General features: G+C 67.0%; 18 protein-coding genes, 1 tRNA gene, 1 pseudogene and 2 riboswitches. Of the genes and pseudogenes, 5 read left to right on the top strand and 15 right to left on the bottom strand.

Annotation, left to right across the window (positions count from 1 at the left end):
- Positions 1–57: 57 nt before the first annotated feature.
- Positions 58–861, bottom strand: coding sequence for an inositol monophosphatase family protein (locus tag NNX37_RS11930; RefSeq protein WP_255792965.1), 804 nt, complete (start codon positions 859–861; stop codon positions 58–60).
- Positions 862–951: 90 nt separating this feature from the next.
- Between NNX37_RS11930 and NNX37_RS11925 the strand changes: the two genes are divergently transcribed.
- Positions 952–1,596, top strand: coding sequence for a hypothetical protein (locus tag NNX37_RS11925; protein WP_255792964.1), 645 nt, complete (start codon positions 952–954; stop codon positions 1,594–1,596).
- Positions 1,597–1,617: 21 nt separating this feature from the next.
- On the opposite strand, the pseudogene NNX37_RS11920 reads toward NNX37_RS11925, so the two are convergent.
- Positions 1,618–3,579 (bottom strand): annotated as a pseudogene (locus NNX37_RS11920) (MMPL family transporter); the annotation flags it as partial.
- Between the two features lie 84 nt (positions 3,580–3,663).
- Here NNX37_RS11920 and NNX37_RS11915 point away from each other — a divergent pair.
- Complete coding sequence (locus NNX37_RS11915; RefSeq protein ID WP_255792963.1) at positions 3,664–4,197, top strand: MarR family winged helix-turn-helix transcriptional regulator; 534 nt, start codon at positions 3,664–3,666, stop codon at positions 4,195–4,197.
- A gap of 32 nt (positions 4,198–4,229) precedes the next feature.
- Positions 4,230–4,303, top strand: a tRNA-Arg gene (locus NNX37_RS11910).
- 41 nt (positions 4,304–4,344) lie between these two features.
- Here the strand turns inward: NNX37_RS11910 and NNX37_RS11905 are convergent.
- The gene (locus NNX37_RS11905) at positions 4,345–6,225 is read right to left on the bottom strand and encodes an ABC transporter ATP-binding protein (protein WP_255792962.1); all 1,881 of its coding nucleotides are present in this window, start codon (positions 6,223–6,225) and stop codon (positions 4,345–4,347) included.
- A gap of 193 nt (positions 6,226–6,418) precedes the next feature.
- On the opposite strand from NNX37_RS11905, the gene NNX37_RS11900 reads away from it, so the two are divergent.
- Positions 6,419–8,134, top strand: coding sequence for a hybrid sensor histidine kinase/response regulator (locus tag NNX37_RS11900; RefSeq protein ID WP_255792961.1), 1,716 nt, complete (start codon positions 6,419–6,421; stop codon positions 8,132–8,134).
- Positions 8,135–8,232: 98 nt separating this feature from the next.
- Here NNX37_RS11900 and fdhD read toward each other — a convergent pair whose 3' ends face one another.
- The 9 genes from fdhD to NNX37_RS11855 all read right to left on the bottom strand — a co-directional run bounded on the left by fdhD (position 8,233) and on the right by NNX37_RS11855 (position 15,954).
- Positions 8,233–9,078, bottom strand: a complete 846-nt coding sequence (fdhD, locus tag NNX37_RS11895) for a formate dehydrogenase accessory sulfurtransferase FdhD (protein ID WP_255792960.1) — start codon at positions 9,076–9,078, stop codon at positions 8,233–8,235.
- 100 nt (positions 9,079–9,178) lie between these two features.
- Complete coding sequence (locus tag NNX37_RS11890) at positions 9,179–10,474, bottom strand: molybdopterin molybdotransferase MoeA (RefSeq protein WP_255792959.1); 1,296 nt, start codon at positions 10,472–10,474, stop codon at positions 9,179–9,181.
- Positions 10,471–10,755 carry a DUF6457 domain-containing protein gene (locus NNX37_RS11885; RefSeq protein ID WP_255792957.1) on the bottom strand — a complete coding sequence of 95 codons (285 nt, stop codon included), beginning with the start codon at positions 10,753–10,755 and terminating at the stop codon, positions 10,471–10,473. The genes NNX37_RS11890 and NNX37_RS11885 overlap by 4 nt, the downstream gene beginning before the upstream one ends.
- 36 nt (positions 10,756–10,791) lie before the next feature.
- A complete protein-coding gene (gene mobA, locus NNX37_RS11880; RefSeq protein WP_255792956.1) occupies positions 10,792–11,490 on the bottom strand; it encodes a molybdenum cofactor guanylyltransferase in 699 nt (232 codons plus the stop codon).
- Positions 11,490–11,990 (bottom strand): HNH endonuclease, encoded by a 501-nt coding sequence (locus tag NNX37_RS11875; protein ID WP_255792954.1) that lies wholly within the window; start codon positions 11,988–11,990, stop codon positions 11,490–11,492. Before NNX37_RS11875 ends, mobA begins: the two co-directional genes overlap by 1 nt.
- 262 nt (positions 11,991–12,252) lie before the next feature.
- Positions 12,253–13,053: an NlpC/P60 family protein gene (locus NNX37_RS11870; protein WP_255792952.1), complete on the bottom strand. Its 801-nt coding sequence runs from the start codon at positions 13,051–13,053 to the stop codon at positions 12,253–12,255.
- A gap of 18 nt (positions 13,054–13,071) precedes the next feature.
- Entirely contained in the window at positions 13,072–13,887 is an 816-nt protein-coding gene (locus tag NNX37_RS16540; RefSeq protein WP_255792951.1) for an NlpC/P60 family protein, read from the bottom strand.
- A gap of 3 nt (positions 13,888–13,890) precedes the next feature.
- A riboswitch (cyclic di-AMP (ydaO/yuaA leader) is annotated at positions 13,891–14,050 on the bottom strand.
- Positions 14,051–14,199: 149 nt separating this feature from the next.
- Positions 14,200–14,859, bottom strand: coding sequence for a M23 family metallopeptidase (locus tag NNX37_RS11860; RefSeq protein WP_255792950.1), 660 nt, complete (start codon positions 14,857–14,859; stop codon positions 14,200–14,202).
- 111 nt (positions 14,860–14,970) lie between these two features.
- Positions 14,971–15,165, bottom strand: a riboswitch (cyclic di-AMP (ydaO/yuaA leader).
- Between the two features lie 90 nt (positions 15,166–15,255).
- Complete coding sequence (locus tag NNX37_RS11855) at positions 15,256–15,954, bottom strand: metal-dependent transcriptional regulator (RefSeq protein ID WP_255792949.1); 699 nt, start codon at positions 15,952–15,954, stop codon at positions 15,256–15,258.
- A gap of 214 nt (positions 15,955–16,168) precedes the next feature.
- Here NNX37_RS11855 and serC point away from each other — a divergent pair, with 214 nt between their 5' ends.
- A complete protein-coding gene (gene serC, locus NNX37_RS11850; protein WP_255792948.1) occupies positions 16,169–17,296 on the top strand; it encodes a phosphoserine transaminase in 1,128 nt (375 codons plus the stop codon).
- Positions 17,297–17,326: 30 nt separating this feature from the next.
- Here serC and NNX37_RS11845 read toward each other — a convergent pair whose 3' ends face one another.
- Genes NNX37_RS11845 through NNX37_RS11835 form a run of 3 tightly spaced genes read right to left on the bottom strand, consistent with a single transcriptional unit; the run spans position 17,327 to position 19,623 of the window.
- The gene (locus NNX37_RS11845) at positions 17,327–18,607 is read right to left on the bottom strand and encodes an MFS transporter (RefSeq protein WP_255792947.1); all 1,281 of its coding nucleotides are present in this window, start codon (positions 18,605–18,607) and stop codon (positions 17,327–17,329) included.
- Positions 18,608–18,660: 53 nt separating this feature from the next.
- Positions 18,661–19,191 (bottom strand): DUF3027 domain-containing protein, encoded by a 531-nt coding sequence (locus tag NNX37_RS11840; protein WP_255792945.1) that lies wholly within the window; start codon positions 19,189–19,191, stop codon positions 18,661–18,663.
- 48 nt (positions 19,192–19,239) lie between these two features.
- Positions 19,240–19,623, bottom strand: a complete 384-nt coding sequence (locus NNX37_RS11835; RefSeq protein WP_255792943.1) for a cold-shock protein — start codon at positions 19,621–19,623, stop codon at positions 19,240–19,242.
- Positions 19,624–19,685: the final 62 nt, after the last annotated feature.

Raw genomic sequence — 19,685 nt, 5'->3', positions numbered from 1 at the left:
TGCGGCCGACATTCCGGCGAGCATCGAACCGGGCGCCCCCGGCGGCCCCCTTCCGGTTCAGTTGGAGGTCAGCGCGCCGTGGATTTCCCGCACGGCCGAGGCGGTCCCGGCAATGTGCCAGCGGAAGCCGTTTACTTCGACGACGGCGGTGCTGCCGCCGGCGGCTCGAACTATGGCCTTGCCCGGCAGCCAGTCCCATTCCGGGCAGCTGTGCTGGAACCAGGCACCGGACTGGCCGGTGGCCACACGGGCAAGATCACAGGAGCCTGATCCCATCATCCGGATGGTCGCGGCACGGGAGGCCGCCGCCGTCCAGGGTCCGGACACCTCGGGGCGCAGCAGCCAGGTGGGATGGATGTAGGTTCCGGCCGACAGGCGGTCCAGCGGTTCGTCCGCCGGCGGCGCAATCAACGAGCCGTTGAGCGTGGCCGCTGAGCCTTTGCCGCCGATCCACAGCCGGTCTTCCTGCGGCTGGTAGATGGCACCAAGCAGCACATCGGGATCTCCGGGCGTTTCGTGCGGACCGGGCTCGGTCCGCAGCGCGATCGCCGAACACCAGTAGGTGGATCCGGCGAAGAAGTTGTACGTGCCGTCCACCGGGTCGATGACCCAGGACCTGCCGGAGGTGCCACGGTGGCTGGCCCCCTCCTCCCCCACGATTCCGTCGTCGGGGCGCAGTTCGCGCAGCCTGGCCACCACCAGGGCCTCGGCCTCGCGGTCCGCGGCGGTAACGACGTCGGACACCGAGGTTTTTTCGCTCGCGGTCAGCCCTTCGGCCCGCATCCGGAGGGCAAGCTGCCCGGCCTCCCGGACCAGCTCGGCGGCCAGGGCGAGATCTTCGGGGCGCGCATCGGCAGTCATAATTCCCAGCCTAGCCGTCCGTCTCCGCGCGGGACAGGCGGGCACCGGCGGCGGCGCAGGACGCGGGAGGGGTGCGGCCATACTGTACCTATGGGAAAAACCGCCGCGCAGCGCGCCGCCAAACACGGACCATCCGCAGGCTCTCCCCGCACGGGCAGTCCGGGGGCAACGGAAGCCGGCCCGGGGACGGGCCCGCAGGGGAAGAGCAGCCCCGGGCTGATTGTCATTGCCGGGGTGGTGACAACGTTGTTCCTGTTCTGGTACCTGCACCTGATGGTGCTCGGCCAGCTGAGCCAGCTTGCGGACGGCCTGGCCATGCCCGATTCCCTGGTCTTCGGCTACGGCCAGGACCATCTGGCCGCCCTGCGCGCTGCGATGGACGCAGACGCCCTCGGCCGGCTCAGCTATGTGCACAAGACCGCAGGCACCCTGTTTCCCTTGGTCTTCGGCATGACCTGGCTGCTGATCATCGGGCTGAGCACCCAGCGCCGGACGCTGCGCTGGGTGCTCTTCAGTGCGCCGATCCTCTTCGTGGTGGCCGATCTGTGGGAAAACATTGCCATTGACAACGTCCTCGGTGCCGCCGAGCTAACGGGCGGTGATGCCGCCCTGGCCGGTGCGCTGACCGTCGCCCGCTGGATCCTGCTCGGGCTTAGCCTCGTGGCGTCCGTGGTGGCCGTCTTTACCCGCCGGGTTGGACGGCCACCAGAACTTGTCGCCCAGGACAAAGGTTAGGGCCGGGACCACCACGGTCCGTACCAGGAGGGTGTCGAACAGGACGCCGATCGCCACGATGATGCCCACCTGGGTCAGGGTCACCAGCGGCAGCACGCCGAGCACCGCGAACACAGCCGCCAGCAGGATCCCGGCGCTGGTGATCACGCCGCCGGTGGAGCGCAGTGCTGCCAGCATGCCCTGCTTCGTACCCATGGACACCGCGTTTTCCCGTGCCCGGGTGGTCAGGAAGATGTTGTAGTCCACACCCAGGGCCACCAGGAACAGGAAGGAGTAGAGCAGCGTCTGCACATCCATGGCCGGGAAGTCCAAGACATTCTCGAACACCAGCCAGCTCAGCCCGGTGGCGGCCAGGAAGGTCAGCAGCACCGAGGCAACCAGCAGCACCGGCGCCACCAGGGAGCGCAGCAGGATCATCAGGACCAGGAACACCAGGACGATCACCGAGGTCACCACCAGGACCGTGTCGTGCTGGTTCGCGGACAGCTGGTCCACCCGCTCTGCGGCTTCCCCGCCTACCAGAGCCTCATAATCCTCATCGGCGAGGTCCGCGCGCAGGTCGGTGATGAAGGTGTTGGCTTCGTCGGTGCCGGCCTCGTAGCCGGTGATCAGTTCCACCCGGGTGCGGCCGTCATGCTCGGTTCCGGGGGTGGCGGCAGTGACGCCTTCGATGCCGGACAGCTGGGCGACGGCGTCACCCGCGGTGTCCGTATCCACCAGGACGGTGACGGGCGAGGAGGAGCCGGCGGGGAAGCCTTCGGACAGGGTCTCGGCCGCGGTGACCGCCTGCGGCTTCTCGCGGAACTGTTCGTTTTCGCTCAGCCCGATCTGCAGGGTGAACAGCGCGCTGCCCAGGGCCAGCAGGACCACGACGGCGGTGCCGGCGATGGTCTTGGGGCGGCGTGCGGTGGCTTCACCCAGGCGGCCCCAGAACTTGCCTTCCTTGGCCGGATCCCCCACCTTGGGCACGAACGGCCAGAAGAGCCTGCGGCCCAGCAGCACCAGGGCAACCGGCAGCAGGAACAGGGCGCTGAAGATGGCCAGCACAATGCCGATGGCGGCGGAGAAACCGAGGCCGCGGTAGCTCTGGGTGTCGGTGAACAACAGCGTGAGCAGTGCCAGGATCACGGTGCCGCCGCTGGCAATGATGGCCTCCCGGGTCCGGGTCAGGGCCTTGCGCATCGCCTCGTACACCGAGTCGTGGACGCGCAGTTCCTCCCGGTAGCGGGCAATCAGCAGCAGTGCATAGTTGGTGGCCGCGCCGAAGACCAGGACGCTGGTAATGCCGACGGCGGAGGGATCCACGGTGATTCCGGTGACCGGAGCCAGCAGGTCCACCACCTTGGCGGCCAGCTGTTCAATAGCGCCGACAATGGCCAGGGGCACGATCCAGAGCCACGGCGAACGGTAGGTGATCAGCAGCAGCACGGCAACGACGCCGGCAGTAACGGTCAGCAGCACAAAGTTGGCTCCGGAGAACACCCCGGCCAGGTCGGCACTGAAGGCGGCCCCGCCGGTCAGTTCCGCCCGGACGCCCTCCGGCGCTGCCTCGGACACGGCGTCCCGCAGCTTTTCGACCTCCGCGGACACGGCGTCGCCGTCGTCGGCGGCGGCCTGCAGTGTCAGCGGAACAATCGCCACGAGCCTGTTGTCCGAAACCACCGGCGGAACCTGCGGCGGCGGGCCTGAGGCGCCGGCCTCCGCAGCCGCCGCGTTGATCCCGGCGATGCCGGCGGTGTCCGCGTCAGTCAGCGGTTCGCCGTCTTCGCGGGAGACCACCACAATCGCGGAGGATTCCTGCGCGTCCGGGAACTCCTCGAGCAGTTCGGCAACCTGGGCTGACTGGTACTTGTCATTCAGCCCGCCCACGCCGGTGGTGTCGTTTTCCTGTGCGGGCAGGGCGAACAGGCCGATGATGACGGCCACCCCGATCAGCAGCGTGATCCACGCCGTCTTGGCGTTCTTCACTATCCCTGCGTACATGTGCTTCTCCCAGCCGTCTAAAGTATCTCTGCTCGAAAGTATCTCAGATATAGAGATACTTCAATTCCCAGTTACTATTGGGCTGTGGAGGACAAAGAGCTACGACGGGATATCGTCGACGCACTGCGCGGCATGAGCCTGGACGGGCAGCGTGTCGCGGACGCTTTTGCGCATTCAAACGGCCTCAACGCCACGGACATGCGCGCCCTGGTGCTCATCATGGAGGCCGAGATGCGGCATGAGGCCCTCACCGCCGGTCAGCTCAGCGCCCGGCTGGGCACCTCCTCGGGGGCCACCACCGCCGTCATCGACCGGCTGGAACGCATCGGCCATATCCACCGCAACCGCAGCCATGCGGACCGGCGGAAGGTCACCCTGCACTTCGAACCGCTGGCCATGCAGCTGGCCGGCGCCTACTTCGGCCCGTTGGGCGCCCTCACCGACGAGGTCATGTCCCGGTATTCGGAAACGGAGCTGCGCACCATCCTGGGCTTTATGCAGTCCATCCGCGAGAGCTATGACCGGCACATTTCGGCCCAGCAGGCCGGCGGCACCGCGGTGCCCGCAGACGGCGCCGCACCGGAGGGGCTGCACCCGCGCACCGGGAGAAACGGGTAAGCTGGTACCGCCCGCCGGTAACCCGGCGGTCCGCCCTCGTAGCTCAGTAGGATAGAGCGGCCCTCTCCTAAAGGGCAGGTCGTCGGTTCGATTCCGGCCGGGGGCACTTTTTTCTTTAACCGGACCCCCGGTTCAGTGAAGAAGCTGTTATTCCACTGCGTCCGCCGGCTCGGGCGCGAACTGGGTGTTGTACAGCTCTGCGTAACGCCCGCCCCGTGCAAGCAGCTGCGTGTGCGTTCCCTGTTCGGCAATCCGCCCGCCCTCGATCACCAGGATGCGGTCCGCGTTGCGGATGGTGGAGAGCCGGTGCGCAATCACGACGGCGGTCCGTCCTTCCAAGGCCTCGCCCAGGGCCGCCTGGACCGCTGCCTCGGAGGTGGAATCCAGTGCGGCGGTGGCTTCGTCCAGGATCACGATCCGCGGCTGGGCCAGCAGCAGCCGGGCAATGGTCATGCGCTGGCGTTCGCCTCCGGACAGCCGGTAGCCCCGCTCCCCCACCAGCGTTTCCAGACCGTCCGGCAGCGACCGGACCATATCCTCCAGCCGGGCCCGGCGGAGGGCATCCCAGACCTCGTCCTCGCCGGCCTCCGGGCGCGCGAGCAGCAAGTTGGCACGGATGGTCTCGTGGAACAGGTGCCCGTCCTGGGTCACCATGCCCAGGGCCTGCCGGATGCCGGCAAAACTCAGGTCCCGCACATCGGTGCCGGAGAAGCGCACGGCCCCCGAATCGACGTCGTACAGGCGTGCCAGCAGCTGCGCGATGGTGGACTTCCCTGCTCCCGAGGTTCCGACCAGGGCGACGGTCTGCCCGGGTTCAACCCGGAAGGACACTCCGTGGAGGACGTCCTCGCCGCCGCGGTTGTCTAGGACGGCCACCTCCTCCAGGGACGCGAGGGACACCTTGTCCGCGGTGGGGTACGCGAACCGGACGTCGTCGAACTCTACGCTCAGCGGTCCCGCCGGCACCGGTGCCGGAGATTCCTTTTCACGGATCAGCGGGCGCAGGTCCAGGATCTCGAAGACGCGCTCGAAACTCACCACGGCACTCATGATCTCCACGCGTGCGTTGGCCAGGGAGGTCAGCGGCGCATACAGGCGGGTGAGCAGCAGCGCCAGGGTCACGACGTCGCCCGTGTTCAGGCTGCCCTGAAGCGCCAGATAACCGCCCAGCCCGTAGACCAGGGCCAGCGCCAGCGCGGACACCAGGGTCAGGGCCGTCACGAAGACGGCCTGCATCATGGCCATCTTCACGCCGATGTCCCGCACCCGGGAGGCACGCAGCGCGAACTCCCGCGATTCGGCGTCGGGCCGGCCGAACAGCTTGACCAGGGTGGCGCCGGGTGCGGAGAACCGCTCGGTCATCTGCGTGCCCATGGACGCGTTGTGGTTGGCGGCCTCCCGCCGGAGTGCGGCAAGCCGGCCGCCCATCCGCCGGGCCGGCAGCAGGAACACCGGCAGCAGCAGCATGGCCAGCACGGTCACCTGCCACGAGGTTCCGAGCATCACGATCAGGGTCAGAATCAGGGCGACGACGTTGCTCACCACGCCGGAAAGGGTCCCGCTGAAAGCCTGCTGGGCACCGATTACGTCATTGTTGAGCCGGCTGACCAGGGCGCCCGTCCGGGTACGCGTGAAGAAGGCGATGGGCATCTTCTGGACGTGGTCGAACACGGCCGTGCGCAGGTCCAGGATGACGCTTTCGCCGATGCGCGAGGAAAACCAGCGCGTGGCGAGGGAAACGGCCGCATCAGCGACGGCGACGGCGGCAATCAGCAGGGCGAGCCGGATCACCACTGCGGGGGCTGTTCCGGCCACGATCGAGTTGACCACCTCGCCGGCCAGGACCGGTGTGGCCACGGCCAGGAACGCGCCCACCACCGACAACAGCACGAAGCCAAGGAGCCGGGTCCGATAGGGAGCAGCGAAGCGTACAATCCGTTTCAGCGTGTCCCGCGAGATCTTGCCGTCGCCGCCCTTGGCGCGGGAGATCTGCATCAGCGAACCCCACGCTGCGCCTTCCATGCTCATGTTTGTTCCTCCGATATCTGCACGTTCCAGCTTAAGCCCGTCCGGGGGCTGTTCCCGGCCGATCGCCAGGGGCTGAAATCAGGGTCCGCGGCATCCGGCGAGGGTGAGTCGTATCACCTCGGGGCCTCCGGGGTGCTGTTACACTTCCTAACGCTGCCCCTAGAGCTGAACCGGGCACTGACGAAAGGTCGTTATGTCCCCGGCACTAAAAACTTCTGCCTTTCCGACGGCAGACACCTCTACGGAGGGCGACAAACCCGGCACAGGCCCCCGCCCCAAGGCCCTGGTTGCCGTGGAGGAGCCCGCTGTCTTCTCCGTTGTGGCCGGCATCCTCTCCGACGCGGGACTGGACGCGGTTCCGGTGCAAGACGTAGACGAAGCCATGGAGGCTGCGCGGACCGCTTCGCCGGTGTTGGCGGTGGTGGATTCCACCATCCGGCAGGTTGCCGGCATGGACATGCTCAAGCGGCTGCGGCACGAACCCGCCATCACCAAGCTGCCGGTCATCCTGGTGGCAGGCGAGGCCGGCGTGGACATGGACTTCATGGTGGAACTGGGCATTGCCGACTTCGTGGCGAGCCCGGTGGATCCGGAGGACCTGGCCCGCCGGGTCAACCTCATCCTGGCCACTGCCTCCGCCCGCCGCGGACGGCGGATGGCCGCGGCCCGGCTGCGGGAGGAGACGCGCCGCATTTCGGACGCGGTCCGGGCCACGAACGATCCCCAGCAGATGGCCGAGGTGGTGGTTCACGGGCTGGGAGCCACCTTCGAAGCGGACCATGTACAACTGGTGACGTTCCCGGACGAGCGCGTCCCGGTGCTGACGCTGGCCTGGAGCCGGGAGGGAACCGCCTCGGGAGGCATGCCTGAGCTGGGCGCCCATACCGCCGGGGAGCTGGCTGAGACTCTGTGGGAGCGGGGCCGGGCGCTGGCGGTGGAAGACCATGGCCAGCCCGGCGACGAGCCGCTGCCGATCAGCGCAGCGGCATGCGCTGCGGGGCTGCGGACCTCGGTGATTGTGCCGCTGGGCCACGGGGACCAGGCCTTCGGCCTGCTCTGGCTTGCCGGAGAGGGTTCTCCGCGGGACTGGACCAGCACGGAGATGTCGCTGATCCAGCATGTCAGCGGAAACCTGGCGCACGGCCTCGTGCAGGGCAACCTCATCACGGCCCAGCGGATGGTGCTCAAACGCCAGCGCGAGCTGGACCAGGCCAAGACCGACTTCGTGGCCACGGTCAACCATGAGCTGCGGACGCCGCTGACCTCGATTACCGGGTATCTGGACCTCATCCTGGACGGTTCCGGCGGGGACATCCCGGAGGACGTCGCCCAGATGCTGAAGATTGTGGGGCGCAACGCTGTCCGGCTCAACCAGCTGATCAGCGACCTGCTGACCATTTCCCGGCAGGACGCGGACGAGAGCAGCCTCGAGGTGGAAGAAGTGGATCTGGAGGAACTCCTCCGGGCCGTTGCCGCCTCGCTGGCACCCGCCGGCGTCACCAACAACCTGGACCTCCGGCTGGAGCTCGGCTCCGATGCGCTGCTGGTGGACGGAGACCGTGCCCAGTTGGAGCAGGTGTTCACCAATCTCTGCTCAAACGCGGTGAAGTTCACCCCTGCCGGCGGATCAGTGGAAATCAGTGCCGCGCTGGTGCAGCCGGACGGTGCCGGGCCCGGGGTGCGCGTGCAGATCCGCGACACCGGCATCGGCATTCCGGAAGCGGACCTTCCCAATCTTTTCCGGCGCTTCTTCCGTGCCTCCAACGCCACCTCCGCTGCCATCCCGGGAACCGGGCTGGGCCTGGCCATTGTCCAGGACATTGTGCTCCAGCACGGCGGCGAACTGGGCATCGTCTCGAAAGTGGGCCAGGGCACCACAGCCACGGTCCAGCTTCCGGCCGCCCGCTAGGGGCGGATCCGGAGCAACGGGACCGGGACCGGGGCCGGCCCGGCCCCGGACCCCGCCCGGTCCGTGCCGGTCCGGAGCGGCGGGCCTGCCTCCGCTGCCTACACCGGAGCGGGGGCTGCGGCCAGAATCCGTTCCGGCGCGGAATAGCAGTTCAGGGACGTACCGCGGCTGAAACCGATCAGCGTCAGTCCGCCGTCCTTGGCGAGATCCACGGAAAGGGCCGACGGTGCACTGACGGCCGCGAGCACCGGGATTCCCGCCAGCTGGGCCTTCTGGACCAGCTCGAAGGACGCACGTCCGGAGACCTGCAGCACCATGCCGCGCAGCGGAAGCATCCCGGCGCGCAGAGCCCATCCCACCACCTTGTCCACGGCGTTGTGCCGGCCCACGTCTTCGCGCAGGCACAACAGCTCGCCGTCGGCGTTGAACAGTCCGGCAGCGTGGACGCCTCCGGTCTTGTCGAACACTTTCTGCCCTTCGCGCAGCCGGTCCGGCAGGGCGGCCAGCATGTCCAATGGCAGCCGGACCTCGTCCTCGGAGGGGTCGAAGTGCGATGACTTCCGGACAGCCTCGATGGACGCCGTGCCGCAGATGCCGCAGGAGCTGGAGGTGTAGACGTGCCGTTCCATCCCGGTGTCCGGAAGCGGGGTGCCCGGCCGGAGCTGGACGTCCACCACGTTGAAGGTCTGATTGCCTTCCTCATCCACTCCCGAGCAGTACCGCAGGCTGACCAGCTGTGCCGGATCCCAGATCACCCCTTCCGAGACCAGGAACCCTGCGACCAGGTCAAAGTCGTCGCCCGGCGTGCGCATGGTGACCGTGAAGGACTTGCCGCCGATCCGGATTTCCAGCGGTTCCTCCCCCGCCAATACGTCGTCCCGCCGGCTGACGTTGCCGTCCAGTCGGAACCGTGTAACCCGTCCTCGTTGGGTAACCCGTCCCATGCTGTCTCCCTGTCTTTGGTGCTTTGGTTCGATTCCCGGGCGACTGGCGCCGCCCGGGTAGTGCGTTATTCGGAGTTACCGGGGTCCCGTGGTTCCGGGGTTACCCGGCGGGCGCGCGGTTAACCTGCCACGGCAGGGGCAGGGCCATCACGGCCTGGTCCCTGATGCAGCCCTCCGGCGGCACCACCATCACGGCGTCCGCTTCGGCCAGTCCGCGGAGCATCCCGGACCGGAAATACGGAGAAGGCATGGCGCGGTCCTCCTGGATGCTGCACGGGACCAGGCGGGTCCTTCCGGGCAGCGGTTCCAGGTCCACACCGGCCAGAACGTGGCGTTCACGGGAAATCGGGGCACCCCGGAGTCCGTCCAGCAGCGGCTGGATGATGGTGAAGACCGCCATCATGGCAGCAAGCGGATTGCCGGGCAGCGCCACCAGCAGGCGGCCGTCCTGCAGGCGGGCGAGCATCGTGGGATGGCCCGGACGCATGGCAATGCCGTCGATGAGAAGTTCCGCGTCGACGTCCTCCAGGGCACGGCGCAGGTGGTCGGCGTCGGAACGCCCGGTGCCTCCGGTCGTAACGAGGACGTCACCGGAAGACATGGCAATGGAGTGTTCGTCGGTCGCTTCGCTGCTCAGCGCTGCCACCACTTCCTCCAGCCGGTCCGGCAGGCGCCGCACGACGTCGATCCGCCCGCCGAGCATCGTGATCAGCTGGGGCAGCTGGGGACCGAAGGTGTCGCGGACCTGCCCGGGCTCGGGCAGGCCGGCTTCGATGACCTCGTCACCGGTCAGCAGCAGCGAGACACGCGGGGAGCGCAGCACCGGAAGGGTGTCATGCCCGCACACGGCGGCCAGGGCAATGTGGGCGGGGTTAAGCAGCTTTCCCGCGGGAATGGCGGTCTCCCCCGCCGATGCCTCTTCGCCGGCCGGCCGGATATGCTCGCCGGGCCGCGGTTCCGACTCCCGTGCACGGTCGCCGAGGGTTAGCTGCGGCGGCGTGGCGGCGGAGACCGTACCGCTTTCCGAGCGCAGGACGGCGTCCGCGCCTTCGGGGATCAAGCCGCCGGTGAGGATTTCCACGGCCTCGCCCGGCTGCAGGGCACGGCGCCCGGATTCACGATGGACCTGCCAGCGCTCCACCTGGGGTTCCTCGGGGGTTATCACCGTCCATGGCGGCGGTCCGGCGATTGCCCACCCGTCCATAGCTGCCGAGGCGTAATGCGGAACGGGCTGCAGGGCCGCGGTGTCGAGGGCCAGGATCCGGCCGAGGGCCTCGTCAAGCGGCACGGTTTCGTAGGGCAGCGGGCGGGCGGCTGCATAGGCAGCGTGCCGGGCCTGGACCCAGGATGCGTTGGGCTGGGCGGGAAGGATGACGGGTGCGGCGGGGTCGCTCACTGGGCGTCTCCTTCCGCCGCGGCGTCACGGCACTGATCGGCCGCTACTGCCATGGCCGCGCGCATCGCCACGGCGTCGTCAGCCTGTCCGGTGCCGGCTGCAAGTCCTGCTGCGTACCCGACAATAAAAGTGGTCAGCGGTGCTGCCGGCCGCACCACGCTGTGCGCTGCAACCGCAGCCAGGTCGAGGACAGCGGAGACATCCACCGGCGTACCCTCGAGCTCCAATGCCTGCAGCAGCCTGCTGCTCCATGCCTCGAGTTGTTCCTTCTGGCTTGCCATTCGTGCTCCTTCGTATCGCTTGGGGACTGCCTGGTCCTACGGCACGTCCCCGGCGCTCACACCCAGCGATTGTGCATCGTTCCAGGTGTCAACATCGGCTGTACTTCCTGGGGGAACATCAACACCCCTCCATTGCACCCTAGCAAGCAACGCCTTCATGGGCTTGTTCGCTAAACCTTCCGCGGCCACGGAAGCGACGGCGGCGCGAAGGTCTTGTGTGCGGTAGAGCGCCGCCAGCGGCTGGCGGTTTCCGGTGGAATCCACTGCCAGCAGGCTCCCGGCCGGGGCCGAGGCAGACGCTGTCAGCAGAACCTGGACGGCAGCGGCGATCTGCGGCATGTCGCAGGCCAGGACCAACGTCCAGGGGCAGCTATCGGCCGGGCTCCCGCCGCCGCCGTCGTCCGTGCTGCTGCCGCGTGGAGTGCCCGTGTCCCTCTCCATGGCGGCCAGAGCGGTGACGGCCGCCCCGACCGCGGCGGCCGGACCGGCGTAGGCCGGCTCTTCACGGACCAGTACCGGCGTCCGCCGGGTTCCTTCGGCCGGGGCAGCCTCCAGCCGGGCCGCCAGTTCCGGCGGCCCGGCTACGGCGATATGCCGGGCGTCCGGGATGGCGGCAAGGGTGGTTTCCAGCAGGGTTCGGCCGTCAGCGAGCAGCAGTGCCTTGGGCGTCCCCCCAAGGCGCGTGGACCGGCCGCCGGCAAGGATGATGGCGTCATAGCGGTGTGTAGCGGACATCAGGCAGCGGTGTCATTCTGCAGGAATGGATCCCATTGCGGGGACGGGCGTTCGAGTTCGCGGATCTGCCAACGCGCTCCGCGGGGCGCTCTCGGGGAAATCCGCAGCTCCCAGCCGAGCTGGGCCAGCGTCCGGTCCCCCTTGGTGTTGTTGCAGCGCAGGCAGCAGGCGACTAGGTTTTCCCAACTGTCGTCACCGCCGCGGGACCGCGGGACCACATGGTCGACGGTAGCGGCGGCCTTGCCGCAGTAGGCGCATTCATGGTTATCCCGGCGCAGGACGCCGCGGCGAGTGGCAACGGTGCCCTCGCGATAGGGAATCTTGACATACCGGTGAAGGAGGATGACCGACGGTCGGGGAAGGATTTCATTGGGCCCGACCACCGGCTCACCGCTCTCCGCCACCACGCTCGCCTTTCCGTTCAGTACCAGCACCAAAGCGCGGCGGAAGGTGATCACGGCCAGTGGTTCATATCCAGCGTTCAGAACGAGAGTGCGCATTGCACATACCTCTTCGTCTGCCGCCCACGAGCCGGTGAGTACAAGACACCTTTGCCGCAAACGGCACTTCGATTGTCTATGCAAGAGTAGAACGGGATCGCGATCTTGGCCATTTATGCCGGTGCTGCGGGACCGGAACCGGAACCGCAGTACCCGCTGGGGCCTCTCCGCGGCGACCCGGGCCTAACATGGCGACCCGGGCTTAACGCAGCAAGGCCCCTCCCGAAGGAGGGGCCTTGCGATGCTGATTTGCCGGGGCTGCTTAGCCGCCTACACGGATGTAGACGCCGCCGGAGCCGAGTTCAGCCGGAGCCACAACGGTGGAGCCACCGTTGAAGCCGCCGTGCACTGCCTGTCCGCCGCCCACGTACACAGCAATGTGGGCCATACCCATGCCGCCGTCGGCGTAGTAGATCAGGTCGCCGGGCATAGCCTCAGCTGCGCTCACCGTCCGTCCAAGGGAGAGGTAGCTGGCAGGCCAGCCGTGGTGGTTGATGCCGGCCGCGGCCAGGGCATTGGTCACCAGCATGGTGCAGTCCTGGCCGACGCCAAGCTGTGCATAAGCAGCAGCGGCAATGGTGGACGCTGCTCCGGACGGGGCAGCCGCTGCGGGCTTGGCGACAGCCTCAGTGCTGAAGCTGGAAACCGGTGCGCCGGCGTTGCCGCGGGCCTGGGCAGGAGCAGCGGCCGCCGCTTCCTGGGCAACGGCCACCGGTGCGTCGGCAACCGGAGCTTCAACCGGGGCTGCGGGCTCTACGACCGGTGCCGGCGTGGAACCGGCGATTCCGGCACGCTCGAACGACACGGCCACGTCTGCGGGGACATGGAGTGTCGATACCGACGAAAGATCCAGTGCGCTGGTCCGGACGTCGCGGGGTGCGTCGGCTCCGGAGGCATTGGCTGCAACACCGGTGGTCAGTACCAGCCCGGAGGCTGCCGCAATGACGGCGGCCTGGCGGCCGACCGTTCCGGCGTTGGCACTGACGGCGCCGGCAAGGGCGTTCAGCGTGGTGGCGCGGGCCACCGGCGCCCGGTGGCGGGCGCGCTCAGTCGTTGAGGTCATGATGTCTCGGGACCGGGCTTAGCTGACGCGGACGAAGCTGGCGCCCGGCAGATCGGAGAGGGAATGCAGGCCGGTGTTCATACCGTTCAGGCCACCGCTGATGACCTGGCCGTTGCCGATGTAAATGGCAACGTGGCCGCCGGTGATGACGAGGTCGCCGGGTGCCGGGGAAGAAACCACGGAGCCGTACTGGAAGAACTGGCCGGGGGCCAGGTCACCGACGGACTTGCCGACGGAGCGCAGGGCCTTCTCAACCATGGCGGTGCAGTCCTGCGCAACGCCGATCTGGCCGTAGGCGGAAGCGACGAGGGCGGATGCGACGTTACTGGGGGCCTGTGCTGCCGCCGGTTTAGCCGGAGCTTCGTAGCCGGAGGTGGCTGCCAGTGCTGTCGGTGCGGAAGCTGCCGGAGCGGTGCGGGCGGCAGTCTGGGCTGCAGCGGTCTGGGCTGCGGCGGCCTGAACTGCAGCTGCCTGTGCGGCTGCCGCTTCTTCGGCTGCCTTGGCTGCGGCCTCTTCGGCGGCGAGCTGTGCACGGTATTCGGCGCCGGACGTGGAGCTCGGGGCAACCAGGGGAAGCTCGAACGGTGCGTTGGCGGGAGCGGTAACGCTGCCGGTCACGATGTTCAGCGGGGTTGCTGCGAGTGCCTGGCGGTCCGTGCTGACGGATGCCTGTGCAGGAAGTCCTGCAGCCAGCACGAGGCCGGATGCTGCAACGACGACGGCGGCCTGTCGGCCTACTGTTCCGGCGTTGCTGCTGACTGCCTTGGAAAGTGCAGCGATCGGGTTGGTCTGTACGGTGGCAGCACGACGGCGGCCATGAGTAATTGATGACACAGGTTTGCCTCTCCCAATTGCCTACGAGGTGAGCTGTCGGATTCGGATGGGAGTCACCCGGTTGCCCGGCCTAATGGCCTTTTGCAACTTAACCCCAAGGGTTTCTTTCGAAACCCGAAATTGGTTCCCCCGCCTCTGCCATGCGATTCTGCGAACGGACTTCAAACAGTGGCAGAGCTAGGCGATCTGTTCGAAGGTGCCCCATCGTTGGCGAATCAGGCACGAGTGTGAGCGTACAGCAACATTTGAGGTATGTCACGTTCCGGTCACGAAATGATATTCAACCGGTTACGGTGCATTCATTTGATGCGGTTACAACCAATTCAACGGGTCGACAACTTCACCGTTAACCATGACCTCGAAATGCAGATGGCAGCCGGTTGAAGAGCCGGTGGTGCCGCTTGCTCCCACCAGGAATCCCCGATCGATTTCGGTGCCCACGGTGACGGCAATGTTGGAAAGGTGGTTGTACGTTGTCTGGACCCCGTTGCCGTGATCTACCACTACGCGGTTTCCACCGCCGTACGGGTGCCAGCCGGCAAAGACCACGGTGCCGGATGCCGCAGCATTGACGGCGGTCCCGCAGGTGGCGGCGAAGTCCTGGCCGTTATGCATCTCGCCGGCCTCCCCGGTGATGGGGCTGGTCCGGTGGCCGAACCCGGAGGTCTGCACCAGCGCGGAGTCCAGGGGCGTGGACAGCGTGCCTTTGGCAGCAGCGGGAACCGCATGCGACCCGGCAGCGACCGAAATGGACGCCAGCTTGGCATCCGGGTCATATTTGCTGCTCACGCCGGTCCGCTCGAATCCGATGGCGGCGTTGGGGTCAGCGGAGACGGGCGCGTCAACGACTACCGGCTCGAGCTTGACCGGAGGATTGTCTGCTGCCGCATGCGTCGGCATGGCAGCTGTAAGGATCAGCCCCGATGTTGCAGCGGTAATGGCCACCTTATGGGCGGCACCGCCAACAGACACGGATTTGGTTTCGGCGCGCCGGCGGCCTGATGTTGGGGCGTTTCGCGGGCGCATTGGCGCATTGTGAGCGGGCGCGCGGCGCCGGCCCGAAGCAGCATGCTTCGACAAGTGTTTCCCTCTCATGGATCGCCTGCGAAGTTAGCTGTCGGATTCGAGTAGAGAAACTCGGCCTCCGGAAATGCGGGGCATCTGCTGCAGCTATGCAGACAATTGCCGCGGACCTCCGGAAGGCTTCACCCCAAGGCAGTCGAACTGCCGGAAATGGGTCCTCCGCCCCTGCCTGGACGAGTGTAGTGCTCCGGTCCGCTGGCAGGGCTCGGCGGACGGACCGGATAACGATGGTGTTTCAGCGTCGGAACTCACTATAGGGTAAATGTCACAAAAGTAACCATTCCGTTACCCGATTGTGGAAACGAAAACATGGGCAGCCACTTCGGCGGGCAATTCCAGGGCTCCTTCGATGCCCGGAACGCGCACGGAGATGTAGCCGCCCACTACTTCGGCAGTGATCTGCGCGCCTGGCCGCAGTCCGGCTTCGTCCAGCTGGGACAGCAGTTCGGGCTCAACCTGGATGGGCTCGGCCAGCCGGACCAGCCTTAGCTTCGTCCCCGGTCCGGTGGCCGCGACAGTGGACACCAGATCGACGACGCCGTCGGGAGAGACCTCCGCTGCCACACCGCCGATTCCTTCGAGTCCGGGAATGGGATTGCCGTACGGAGATTCCGTGGGGTGGCCGAGCAGCTCATACAACCGCCGTTCCACCCGCTCGCTCATGACGTGTTCCCAGCGGCAGGCTTCGTCGTGCACATAGGCCCAGTCGAGTCCGATCACGTCCGAGAGGAGCCGTTCGGCGAGTCGGTGCTTGCGCATCACCTCGGTGGCCCGGCGCCGGCCCAGTTCCGTCAGTTCCAGCCGGCGGGTGCCGGCAACCACCACAAGTCCGTCGCGTTCCATCCGCCCGATGGTCTGGGACACAGTGGGACCGGAGTGGCGCAGCCGTTCGGCAATCCGCGCACGGAGGGCAACAATGTTCTCTTCTTCCAGTTCCAGGATGGTCCTGAGATACATCTCAGTGGTGTCAATGAGATCCGTCATGACGGGCCGCTCCTAGTTAGGGAGAAAGAAGGACAGCGCACCGCTGACCGGGGATACGCCAACACGTTAGCCTATTGGCCGGACCGCCCGATAATTGCGCGGCGCCCTTCACAGGAACTGGTGGTGCGGGTCATATATCGCCGGGGTCCAGGGCTGTGCGGCAGAATGGAAGTGCATATCCGCCACCTTCGAAACACGCTTGGAGTGTTACCTCATGGGCGATACAGCCACACTGAAAATTCCCGCCGGGCTCCTCCCGAAGGACGGCCGTTTCGGTGCCGGTCCTTCCAAGGTGCGGCCTGAGCAGATGGCCGCACTCGCAGCAGCGGGCACCGGCCTGCTCGGCACCTCGCACCGCCAGGCCCCGGTGCGGAACCTCGTGGGCAGTGTGCGGGAGGGCCTCGCCGGGCTCTTCTCCGCTCCGGAGGGCTACGAGGTAGTGCTGGGTGTGGGCGGGTCCACCGCTTTCTGGGACATCGCCTCCTTCGGGCTAGTGGAGGAAAAGGCCCAGCACCTGTCGTTCGGTGAATTCGGCTCGAAGTTTGCTGCGGCCACCAATAAGGCCCCGTTCCTCTCGGCGTCGAGCATCATCAAGTCCGAGCCGGGCACGCGTCCGGAGCCTGCGGCGGAGTCCGGCGTCGACGTCTACGCCTGGCCGCAGAACGAAACCTCCACCGGCGTCGCTGCCCCGGTGCGGCGTGTGGAAGGCGCCGACGCCGGTTCCCTGGTCCTGATCGATGCCACTTCCGCGGCCGGCGGCCTGGACGTGGACCTGACCCAGTCCGATGTCTACTACTTCGCTCCGCAGAAAAACTTCGCCTCCGACGGCGGCCTGTGGCTCGGCATGTTCTCCCCCGCTGCATTGGAGCGGGCTGCCCGAATCAATGCCGGCGGGCGCTGGATCCCGGACTTCCTCAACCTGCAGACCGCCATCGACAATTCGCGGCTGAACCAGACCTACAACACGCCGTCGTTGTCCACGCTGGTGACCCTGAACGCGCAGATCGACTGGCTGAACGCCAACGGCGGACTGCCGTTCGCCACCGGCCGCACCGCCGACTCGGCAGGGCGCATCTATTCCTGGGCGGAGAAATCATCCGTGGCTACCCCGTTCGTGGCGCGGACCGAGGACCGCTCAAACGTTATTGCCACGATCGACTTTGCGGAGGGCATCGACGCGGCTGCCGTTGCCAGGACCCTGCGTGCCAACGGTGTGGTGGACGTGGAGCCCTACCGCAAGCTCGGCCGCAACCAGCTGCGGATCGCCACCTTCGTAGCCATCGACCCCGACGACGTCAGCGCGCTGCTGGAGTGCATCGATTACGTGATTGCCAATTCCTGATCCGCACCTCCCCGCCGCAGGACCCGGACGCTAGGCGCTGTCCGGGTCCTGCTGCTTTTCCGGGATGTCCGTGGTCATGCTGAGCCGGCGCGGCAGGCTGCGGTCGTAGTGGAAACGCATGCCGTACGTCCGCCAGGCCCAGACGAAACCGATGGCGGCCGCCAGCAGACCCGACGCAGCCGCAACCCCGAGGCTCCAGCGCGGGCCGAAGGAGTTCGAGACCCAGCCCACCACCGGCGCGCCCAGGGGTGTGCCACCCATAAAGATGGCGAAATACAGTGCCATCACCCGCCCGCGCATGATCTGCGCGGTGGTGGTCTGCACATACGCATTGGCGCTGGTCATCAGGGTCAGGGCCGACAGGCCGACCGGGATCAGCGAGAGGGCGAACAGAATCAGGGTGGGTGCTGAAGCGGACAGGATGCAGGACAGGCCGAAGGCTCCGGCGGCGCCAAAGACAAACCGCAGGCGCGGCCGGTCCCGGCGGGCGGAGAGCAGCGCGCCGGCCACGGATCCGATCGCCATCACCGAGTTGAGGACGCCGAAGATTCCGGCATCCCGGCCAAACTCGGTACGCGCCATGGCCGCTATATAGATGGCGAAGTTCATGCCGAACGTGCCCACAATGAAGATCGCGAGCATCACCATCATCAGGTCCGGCCGGTGGCGTACATAGGCAAGCCCGGCCCGGATGCGCCCCTTACCCGGGGGTGCCTTGGGCAGCACGCGCAATTCCCCGGCACGCATTTTCAGCAGGGCGATCACCATGGCGCCGAACGTCACGGCGTTGAGCACAAACACCAGGCCCGGTCCGACGGCTACGGTGAGGAGGCCGGCGACGGCGGGGCCGACCATGCGTGCGCCGTTGAAGGACGCGCTGTTAAGGGCGACGGCGTTGGGCAGGTCCCGTTCGGAGACTACTTCCGAGACGAAGGCCTGGCGTGCCGGGCCGTCCACGGCGGACACAACCCCCAGTGCCAGCGCGAAGGCGTAGACGTGCCACAGCTCAGCGTGCCCGGAGAGCACCAGCAGGCCCAGTGCGAGGCCAAGCGTGCCCATGCTGACCTGGGTCAGCAGGAGGACCTTGCGCCGGTTGTAGGTATCGGCGATCAGGCCCGACCACGGGGCCAGGAGCAGCTGCGGCCCCAGCTGCAGCGCCATGACAACTCCCATGGCTGCCGCGTCCTGGTTTGTCAGGATGTCATAGACCAGCCAGTCCTGGGCCGTACGCTGCATCCAGGTACCGATGTTCGAAACCAGGGCACCGATAAACCAGATGCGGTAGTTGAAGATGCGAAGGGAACGGAACATCAGTTCAGCGCTCCCTTGGGACAGTGAACCTGTTGCCGCGCACCGTCACGGAATTATTCGTTCTCCTCGGCACCCGTCGCGTCGACGTGCTGTTCGCTGGACTGATCCGGCTCCGTCTGGTCGTGGCCGGTCTGGCCGTCACCGTTTTGTTCCAGCTCAGCCTGCTCCTGGGCGGCACGCTCCTGGGCCTGCAGTTCCTCTTCGGCGGCGATGTCCTCCGGACGCAGCCGGTCAGACCAGGGCACCCACTCGGGCGCCAGCAGTGCCTCATTGGAAGGGAGCAGCCCCACCTCGCTGACCGTCACCTTCTTGCTTCGGGGCATACGGGCCACCGTTACGTACCAGAACCAGCCGCCGTAGCCGGGACGGCGGGAGGCGAACCGGTGCGTCACCAGCCGTTCGGCGTCGGCAACTGCACCGACGTAGTTGCCTATTTCTTCCTCGGACACCACTTCGAGCAGACCGGTGCGGGCTTCCGCCACGGCATCCGCCAGGACGGCGTCGGGCTTTCCCGGCCGCCGCGGGGCGCGCTTCCGCGCAGCCGGGGCCGCAGCGGCGGGCTCCGATTCGGGTTCAGAGGGCATATCGGGAGAGGGAGTTACCGGTGTCATAGTCACTTCAGCGCACTAACCCTATACATCCAGATCATCGGCAACGGCCCGCAGGACAGCGGCCACCTTGGTCGCGTGTTTCTTGTCCGGGTAGCGGCCCCGCCGCAGACCGTTGGAGATAGCGTCCAGCAGCTTGATCAGGTCTTCGGTGATCACGGCCATGTCCTCAGCATCCTTGCGGGTCGCCTTGGCCACCGACGGCGGAGCTTCGAGGATGCGTGCCGAAAGGGCCTGCGGGCCGCGGCGGCCGTCGGCGACACCGAATTCCATGCGGGTACCGGGCTTTACCTCGCTGACTCCCGCGGGCAGGGCCGAAGCGTGCAGGAAGACTTCCTGCCCCTCGTCCGTGGCCAGAAACCCAAAACCCTTACCAGTGTCGAACCATTTGACCTTGCCGATGGGCACTTCGGTTACCTCGTTCTTAGTTTAATTGCAGCAGGACACCTGCCGCAGGAATAATCGTCACC

It is taken from the genome of Arthrobacter zhaoxinii (assembly GCF_024385505.1).
GTDB lineage: Bacteria > Actinomycetota > Actinomycetes > Actinomycetales > Micrococcaceae > Arthrobacter_B > Arthrobacter_B zhaoxinii.
The sequence above is the reverse complement of the archived record's forward strand: the minus strand, read 5'-3'. Positions and strand labels throughout refer to the sequence as shown.